This window comes from Mycobacterium sp., from assembly GCF_035499775.1.
Lineage (GTDB): Bacteria > Actinomycetota > Actinomycetes > Mycobacteriales > Mycobacteriaceae > Mycobacterium.
The window spans coordinates 1-6,891 of the sequence record NZ_DATJYB010000547.1; the positions used below are offsets into that span (position 1 = coordinate 1).

Here is a 6,891-nt window from a genome sequence, read left to right on the forward strand (position 1 = left end):
AGCGGAATTCACCGTGGGGACCACGTCGGACCCGGCCACGAAGCCGCGCGGCGAGCTGGTCGAGCTGCCACCGGCCAGATACATCACCAGATCCATGTGACTGATCGTCTTGTTCTGAACGGAGCTGGGCGCCACGCCCACCGCGGATTTGATCGCCTCGGCAACGCCTGATCCCGCGCCCGACGGGCACGTCGCCAGCACATGACAGTTCGCCTGACCCGAGCCGACCGAGAGATCGACCATGCCCCAGGTGTCGCGATCGGCCGCGGTCGACCGCGTGACGACCGCCGCCGGGTTGGAACCGTTGTAGAGCGAGTTGAAAACCTGCTTGGCCGTCGAGAACTGGGCGCCGTTGGCCGGCAGCAGCACACTGCCGCCGTTCGAGGAAGCCAGACTCTCCCAACTGCCGGCCGGATCGGCGGCCGAGCGCGGTGTGCCGAACATCGCCCCGGCGGCCAACGCTCCGATGGCGCCGCGAAGAAACGCCTGGCGCGAGACTTGCCGCTGCGGGGTCCGGGTTGGGTCAGTGGTCATGGGCGCAGATTCTCGATCATTTCACTCCCCCAAATGCGTTGTGCGCAAGCGTCTCCGGCGACGGCAATCGTCCATTAATCGAAATACCTGCCGATCCGCGTTTGCGAAACGCATAGTGTGCAAACCTTTACCTCACCGTGTTGCAAATGTGACAGTGATAGATCAAGGTTCCTAGAGTGATTCGAGTGCCCTGAGTGCACTCCGGGGCTGATGGGGGAACTTGAATGAACGCACTGGTTAGAGCGCGCCGGTGGATCTGGCTATTTCGTTATCAACCACTGACCATTCGCCTGTTAGCGGGGGCAGCCGGAATCCTCACCGCCGCTGCGGCATTCACGGCACCGGCCGAGGCCAGCCCGATCGACGACTCGTTCCTGAGTGCCCTGGGCAACGCGGGCGTCAACTACGGCGAACCGGGAGGCGCCGTCGCCATGGGCCAGGCGGTCTGCCCGATGCTGGCCGCGCCGGGCGGGAACTTCGCCGCGGCAGCAGCGCGGGTCAAGGGCAACGGCATGTCTCCGGAGATGGCCGACATGTTCACCAGGATCGCGATTTCGATGTACTGCCCGAACATGATGGCTCAAGTGGCCGAGGGCAAGATGCCCAGTCTGCCGCAAATCCCGGGCCTCCCAGGGATTTAACCCGTCCCCAACGGGTCGATGGTTGACGCGATATAGACCATCGCCGCCCCGACGGTCGCGGTGGTGATGAAGTCGGTGCCCTTGCTGCGAACCACCAAAAGGCCGGCCCCGCCGTCGGACAGCAGCAACCGCAGCACCGCCGCCACCCCGACACCGATGCCGATCAACAAAGCGCCGCGGCGCCAGAAGTTGGCCCCGGCCAACACAAAACCGGTCACGAAGATCAGCCCGACCAGCAGGATCGGCCACTGGGTCCTTGCCAGGGACTGGACACTCACTGCGCTTCGGCCAATTCGACGACATTGGTCAGCAAAAACGCCCGCGTCAGCGGGCCGACGCCACCGGGATTCGGCGACACATGACCCGCGACGTCCCACACGTCGGGATGCACGTCGCCGGCGAGCTTGCCGTCCACCCGGCTGACACCCACGTCGACGATCGCTGCGCCGGGGCGCACCATGTCGGCCGTCACCAGGTGCGGAACCCCGACGGCCGCCACGACGATGTCGGCCTGCCTGGTCAGCGCCGGCAGGTCACGGGTTCCGGTGTGGCACAACGTCACCGTGGCATTCTCGGAGCGACGGGTGAGCAGCAGCCCCAACGGCCGCCCGACCGTCACGCCACGGCCGATGACGACCACGTGGGCACCGGCGATCTCGACGCCGTAGCGCCGCAGCAGGTGCACGATGCCGCGCGGCGTACAGGGCAGCGCTGCCGGGGTGTTGAGCACCATCCGGCCCAGGTTGGTCGGGTGCAGCCCGTCGGCATCCTTGTCCGGGTCGACGCGTTCCAGCGCCGCGTTCTCGTTCAGGTGCTTGGGGAGCGGCAACTGCACGATGTAGCCGGTGCACTCGGGGTTGGCGTTGAGTTCGTCGATGGTGTCGTTGAGCGTGGCCTCACTGATATCGGCCGGCAGGTCGCGGCGAATCGACGTGATGCCCACCTTGGCGCAGTCGGCGTGCTTGCCGCGCACGTAGGCCTGCGACCCCGGGTCCTCGCCGACCAGGATGGTGCCCAGCCCGGGGGTACGGCCCGATGCGGTCAATGCCGCTACCCGTTGCTTCAGGTCGACGAAGATCTCGTCACGGGTGGCCTTGCCGTCCAGCGTGATTGCGCCCACGCCTGACAGTCTGGCACGCGCTGGCGGGATGGCGGCGACCCGCAGCGCCCGGCTCCGCCGCGCTCGCGATCGCCGCGGGCGGGATGGCGGCGACCCGCAGCGCCCGGCTCCGCCGCGCTCGCGATCGCCGCGGGGTTAGGCTCCCCGTATGTCTGCTGCCCCAGACGTGTTCAGCCCGGCCAAGCTCGGCCCGGTGACGCTGCGCAACCGGATCATCAAGTCGGCGACATTTGAAGCACGCACGCCCGACGCGTTGGTCACCGACGACCTGATCGAATACCACCGGCTGCCGGCCGCCGGCGGGGTCGGCATGACCACCGTCGCCTACTGCGCCGTCTCGCAAGGCGGCCGCACCGAAGGCAACGGGATCTGGATGCGGCCCGAGGCGGTGCCCGGGTTCCGCCGGCTCACCGAGGCGATTCACGCCGAGGGCGCAGCGGTGAGCGCGCAGATCGGGCACGCCGGCCCGGTCGCCAATGCCCGCTCCAACCAGGCCACCGCGTTGGCGCCGGTGCGGTTCTTCAACCCGATCGGCATGCGGTTCGCCCGCAAGGCCGACCGCGACGACATCGACGACGTGCTGGCCGACCACGCCCTGGCCGCCAAGCTGGCCGTCGACGCGGGCTTCGACGCGGTCGAAATTCACCTGGGCCACAACTACCTGGCCAGCTCGTTCCTGTCCCCACTGATCAACCGCCGCGACGACGAGTTCGGGGGCTCGCTGGCGAACCGGGCCAAGGTGGCGCGCGGATTGGTGCTGGCCGTCCGCCGCGCGGTCGATCAGCAGATCGCCGTGACCGCCAAGCTCAACATGGCCGACGGCGTGCGCGGCGGTATCTCCACCGAAGAGTCGCTGACCACGGCCAAATGGCTGGAGGAAGACGGCGGGCTGGACGCGATCGAACTCACCGCGGGCAGCTCGCTGGTCAACCCGATGTACCTGTTCCGCGGCAACGCGCCGGTCAAGGAGTTCGCCGGCGCCTTCAAGCCGCCGGTGCGTTGGGGGATCCGCATGACAGGCAAGAAGTTCCTGCGCGAATACCCCTACCGCGAGGCGTACCTGTTGCGCGACGCGAAACTGTTCCGCGCCGAGCTGAAGATGCCGCTGATTCTGCTCGGGGGCATCACCAATCGGGAAACGATGGACCTGGCCATGGCGGAAGGGTTCGAGTTCGTCGCGATGGCCAGGGCTCTACTGGCCGAGCCGGACCTGATCAATCGGATCAAGGCCGACGAACGGACCCGATCAGCCTGTACGCATTGCAATCTGTGCATGCCCACGATATACAGCCGCACCCGCTGTGTGGTGACCGGCGCGCCCGACTAGGACAAGGACAGCCACATGCCCCGAACGTTGCAGTTGTTGAGTCGGATTCACCCGCTAAAGTTGGATCGATGACTCCACCAGCCCCGCCTGCGCTGACCGTTAGGCACGACGGGTCGGAGCGGACGTTCGCAGCGGGCCATGACGTGGTGGTCGGACGCGACCTCCGGGCCGACATGCGAATCACACATCCGCTGATCTCGCGCGCCCACCTGCTGCTGCGCTTCGATCAGGGCAGGTGGCTGGCCATCGACAACGGCTCACTCAACGGCACCTTCGCCAACGGTCGTCGGGTGCCGGTGGTCGACATCCACGACGGCCAGACCGTCAACATCGGGAATCCGGACGGGCCGGCGCTGACGTTCGAGGTCGGGCGCCATCACGGGATGGCCGGACGTCCGCCCCAAACTGCGTCGATGCGTGTCGTCCAGCCGTCCATGGCAGGTCCTCCGGTCGCCGCGCCGCCGGGGCCACCTCCACGCCAACATCAGCGCCCGGCTCCGCCGCCGCGTCATCCCGGTGGGCCGCCGCCGGGCCAACCCGGGTACCCGGGGACCGGCGGGGGCCGACCGCCGGGGTACCCACCCGGTCCGCCGCCGACCAATTACCAGCCACCCCCGGGGTCCGCCGCGGCATACGAAGCAGCGCCGAAGACGGAGCTGGGGCAAAGTATCGCCGAACCACCGCAGGTGGGAAACCTGGCGACCAAGATGTTCAACGCGCTGCTGCCCTCCCGATCCGGCGGCTCGGCAAACGCGCCGGCCGGTTCGGCCAGCATCGGGCGCGCCACCGACAACGACATCGTCATCCAGGACGTCCTGGCGTCGCGCCATCACGCGTACCTGGCGCGGACCCCGCTGGGCACCGAGATCCGCGACGCGAACAGCGTCAACGGCACCTTCGTCAACGGTGTCAGGGTCGGGTCGGCGATTCTGTCCGAGGGCGACGTGGTCACCATCGGCAACGTCGACCTGGTCTTCAGCAACGACAACCTGATCCGCCGCACCGAAGCGGCGACGCGCACCGGCGGCCTCGAGGTGAGTTCCGTGTGCTTCGTCGTCGACAAGGGCAAACAGCTGCTGGACCACATCTCGCTGACCGCCCGGCCCGGCACGCTGACCGCCATTGTCGGCGGGTCCGGCGCCGGTAAGAGCACGCTGTCTCGACTGATCGCCGGATACACCAGCCCCAGCGAGGGCACCGTCCTGTTCGAGGGCCACAACATCCACACCGAGTACGCGTCGATGCGCAGCAGGATCGGGATGGTCCCGCAGGACGACGTCGTCCACCGTCAGCTGACGGTCAACCAGGCCTTGGGCTACGCCGCCGAGCTGCGCCTGCCACCTGACACGAGCAAGCAGGAACGCGCGCAAGTCGTCGCCCAAGTGCTCGAAGAACTCGAGATGACCAAGCACGCCGAGACCCGCGTGGACAAGCTGTCCGGCGGCCAGCGCAAACGGGCCTCGGTGGCGCTGGAGCTGCTGACCCAACCGTCGCTGCTGCTGCTCGACGAGCCCACTTCCGGTCTGGACCCGGCGCTGGACCGCCAAGTCATGCTGATGCTGCGGTCGCTCGCCGACGCCGGTCGCGTGGTGATGGTGGTGACCCACTCGATCTCCTACCTCGACGTGTGCGACCAGATCCTGCTGCTGGCGCCCGGTGGCAAAGTCGCCTTCTGCGGGCCGCCCGACCAGGTCGAGAGCGCGATGGGCACCCGCAACTGGGCCGACATCTTCGCCAATGTGGGCGCGGATCCCGACGAGGCCAACCGCCGCTTCAAGGAGCGTGGTGGGGGGGGCGCACAACAGCCGCCGCCGTCGTCGCAGCCTGGGCCGGCCGATCTGGGCGAACCACCCAAGACCGGCATCCTGCGCCAGTTCTCCACGATCGCCCGCCGCCAGGTTCGGCTCGTCATCTCCGACCGGGGCTACACCATCTTCCTGATGCTGTTGCCGTTCCTGATGGGCGCCCTGGCGCTGACGGTGAAAGGCCCGAAACCCGGCTTCAAAGCCGTGAAGGTGTTGGATGAGGCTCCGACACAGCCGCAGCAGATCATGATGATTTTGACGATCGCCGCCGTCTTCATGGGCACCGCCCTGACCATCCGCGACCTCATCGGTGAACGCCCCATCTTCAAGCGGGAACAGGCCGTCGGCCTGTCCACCACCGCGTATCTGCTGGCCAAGGTGGCGATCTTCTCCGCCTTCGCGACGGCGCAGGCAGCGATCGCGACGTTCATCGTGGTACTCGGCAAAGGCGCGCCGCAGGTCGATCCGCCTTTCTTCGGCAGCCCCACGTTGTCCCTGTTCCTCACCGTCGCGTTCTCGTGTGTCGCGTCGGCGATGTTCGGTCTGATGCTGTCGTCCCTGGCGCAGTCCAACGAGCAGATCATGCCGATGCTGGTGGTGTCGATCATGTCCCAGTTCGTGCTCTGCGGCGCATTGATCGCGGTGTACGACCGCGGCCTGGAACCAATCTCCTGGATCACTCCGGCGCGCTGGGGTTTCGCCGCGATGTCGTCGTCGGTCGACTTTCCGCACCTGGTAGAGATGAAACAGTTGCCCCTGAACGATCCGATCTGGCAGCACTCGACACACATTCTGCTGTTCGACTTGGGCATGATGGTGGCGTTGTCGGTCGTGTACATCGGCGTCGTCCGGTGGTACATCCGGCTCAAGCGTCATTAACAGCACGTGATGAGCCGATCCTCCGCGCCCGTACTGACGGTGCAGTCGGGCCGATCGCAGGGCAGGTTCGCTGCGGGCCGCGACATCGTCGTCGGCAGCGACGTGCGCGCGGACCTGCGCGTGGCGCACCCGCTGGTTGCCCGTGCCCACCTGCTGCTGCGCTTCGACCAGGGCAAGTGGACCGCCATCGACAACAACTCGCTCAACGGGGTGTTCGTCAACGGCCAGCGGGTGCCGGGGGTCGACATCCGCGACGGCCAGGCCATCAACATCGGCAAGCCCGACGGGCCGCGGCTGACTTTCCAGGTCGGGCAACACCACGGCGCCGTCGGCCTGCTGCCACCGACCGAGATGCATCCGGTGATTGCGCCGTCTGACATCGGATCGGTATCCCGGCCCAACACGGGATCCCTGTTCCGGCCGAACACGGGTTCCATATCCCGACCGCAGCGGGTCCCGCCCCGCCAGGCTCCGCCGGCTGCCCGGACGTCGCCGGCCCAGCCCCCGCCACCGGACCAGCCTCCGACACAGATGCAGCCGCAGCTGTCCCCGCCGGATGAAGCGCAGCGCCGAAGGGCCGTCCCG

Annotated in this window: 6 protein-coding genes and 1 pseudogene; 4 read left to right on the top strand and 3 right to left on the bottom strand. The window is 67.6% G+C overall.

The window, feature by feature from the left end; all coding sequences use genetic code 11:
- A pseudogene (locus VML93_RS33370) lies at positions 1-534 on the bottom strand (hypothetical protein); the annotation flags it as partial.
- Positions 535-758: 224 nt separating this feature from the next.
- Here VML93_RS33370 and VML93_RS33375 point away from each other — a divergent pair.
- On the top strand, positions 759-1,175 hold the full coding sequence (locus tag VML93_RS33375; protein ID WP_414686513.1) for a DUF732 domain-containing protein: 417 nt from the start codon (positions 759-761) through the stop codon (positions 1,173-1,175).
- On the opposite strand, the gene VML93_RS33380 is transcribed toward VML93_RS33375, so the two are convergent.
- Together VML93_RS33380 and VML93_RS33385 are read right to left on the bottom strand one after the other, a co-directional pair.
- Positions 1,172-1,438 (bottom strand): DUF3017 domain-containing protein, encoded by a 267-nt coding sequence (locus VML93_RS33380; protein WP_414686514.1) that lies wholly within the window; start codon positions 1,436-1,438, stop codon positions 1,172-1,174. The genes VML93_RS33375 and VML93_RS33380 overlap by 4 nt on opposite strands.
- An 11-nt stretch (positions 1,439-1,449) precedes the next feature.
- A complete protein-coding gene (locus VML93_RS33385) occupies positions 1,450-2,295 on the bottom strand; it encodes a bifunctional methylenetetrahydrofolate dehydrogenase/methenyltetrahydrofolate cyclohydrolase (protein ID WP_325617339.1) in 846 nt (281 codons plus the stop codon).
- 148 nt (positions 2,296-2,443) lie between these two features.
- Here VML93_RS33385 and VML93_RS33390 point away from each other — a divergent pair, with 148 nt between their 5' ends.
- The 3 genes from VML93_RS33390 to VML93_RS33400 all read left to right on the top strand — a co-directional run.
- Entirely contained in the window at positions 2,444-3,622 is a 1,179-nt protein-coding gene (locus VML93_RS33390) for an NADH:flavin oxidoreductase (protein WP_325617341.1), read from the top strand.
- 68 nt (positions 3,623-3,690) lie between these two features.
- A complete protein-coding gene (locus VML93_RS33395; protein WP_325617343.1) occupies positions 3,691-6,306 on the top strand; it encodes an ATP-binding cassette domain-containing protein in 2,616 nt (871 codons plus the stop codon).
- A gap of 9 nt (positions 6,307-6,315) precedes the next feature.
- Positions 6,316-6,891: FHA domain-containing protein (locus VML93_RS33400; protein ID WP_325617345.1), on the top strand; the 576-nt coding region annotated here is incomplete at its 3' end.